This window comes from Streptomyces vastus, assembly GCF_039532825.1.
Lineage (GTDB): Bacteria > Actinomycetota > Actinomycetes > Streptomycetales > Streptomycetaceae > Streptomyces > Streptomyces vastus.
On sequence record NZ_BAAASJ010000115.1, the window covers coordinates 575 to 1966 of the forward strand.

At 65.8% G+C, this 1392-nt stretch carries 1 protein-coding gene; it reads right to left on the reverse strand.

Annotated elements, in window-relative coordinates; genetic code table 11:
* On the reverse strand, window positions 1–1239 hold a 1239-nt coding region (locus ABD357_RS36250; RefSeq protein WP_344395529.1), incomplete at its 3' end, for a DNRLRE domain-containing protein.
* Between the last annotated feature and the right edge of the window lie 153 nt (window positions 1240–1392).

The following is a 1392-nucleotide window of genomic DNA, read 5'->3' on the forward strand; positions in this document are numbered from 1 at the left end:
CGCACCCGTGGTCGTGGTGGAGGGCTGGGCGGACCAGGTGATGTCCGACGACGACCACGACGAGGTGATCCGCCGTACCTGCGTGCCCGCCCCGGTGGTCTGGCAGGTCGAGGAGTAGTACGAGTACAGCGCCAGGTTCGTGTCGGTGATGTGCTTGCCCTTGAACGCTGACACATCGAACTTCAGATACGAGCGCGCCTTCGTGGTGCCCGCGTCGTACGTACCCGACTTCAGCTCGGTCGACGAGACCTGCGAGTCGGTGTAGTTGGTGGCCACCCAAGTGTCCGTGGTGACCGCCAGGGTCGAGGTCGGGTCCACGGTCACCGGATAGGTCAGATCCTGCGTGAAGTAGTCGGCGTCCGGGGTCAGCACGAGCGTCTGGCCGCCGTCGGCGGCGGTCTCGACCTTCGTCGCCACCTTCGCCTGATGCTCGGACTCGCCAGAAGCGTCGCCCTTGGAGGAGTCCCACATCATCGGCGCCGGCGCCTCGGCCACCAGCTTGCCGTCGGAGTCCTTGAGAAGCAGATGGCCCGAGTCGGCCACAGACAGCTCAATTCCCTTCAAGTCCAAGGGAATGCGGTACTCCGGAGCCTCCTCCGGAGCGGTGTCCAGGAGCACGTTCTGGCTGAAACCCTGGGCCAGAGCCGTCACCGTCAGCGTCTGGTCGCCCCCCAGGTCGTACGAGGCGGTGTCGCCCTTCACCGACGGGGCCGGCAGCTTCGACTCCCAGCCCATGCCGAAGGACTTGTCCCCCTTGGCCACCGACGCCAGCGCCGTGTCCCCGCCGTCCGACACCTGAATATCGGCAGCCGCCACCTCCGGCTCCAGCACCGAGCCGCTGTCCGACAACGTGGTGTCGATGTCGCGCCAACTGCCGTCCACCTGCTGCCGGACCGGCCCGGCATACGTGGACGTCTGCAGCTCACCGCTCGGCAGGGCGTACGTCGTTGACGTCTCCGTGCGCTCCGACGTCACCTCGATCTTCCGGTCCTGCAGGCGGGCCATCAAAAGTGCGGCCGCCACCGAATCCGCCGACGAAACGGCCGACTTCGTATCCGCGGCCGCCGCCACCTCCGTGGTCCCCGAGTCCGCAGCGAACACCGCCCCGGACCCCAACGACACCAGCGCCGTCTCGGCCGCGAGCACCACGGCAACCGCCAACGCCGTGCGTCTCAGCACGGCGCGCGAGGGTCTTGCCCGCCCCCCTGAGTCCGGGCCCCATCTCCCCTTGAGCCTCATCACAACTCCTGTGATCACTCGGCGGCACACCATGAGCCGCCAAAGGGAGATCAAAGAGCAAATTTCTACGAAAGAAATCTTGTAGCTAGATCACAATATTTACAAACCATCTCCACATCCCCTTAAGGGGGTTGACACGACAGACCGGAAGGC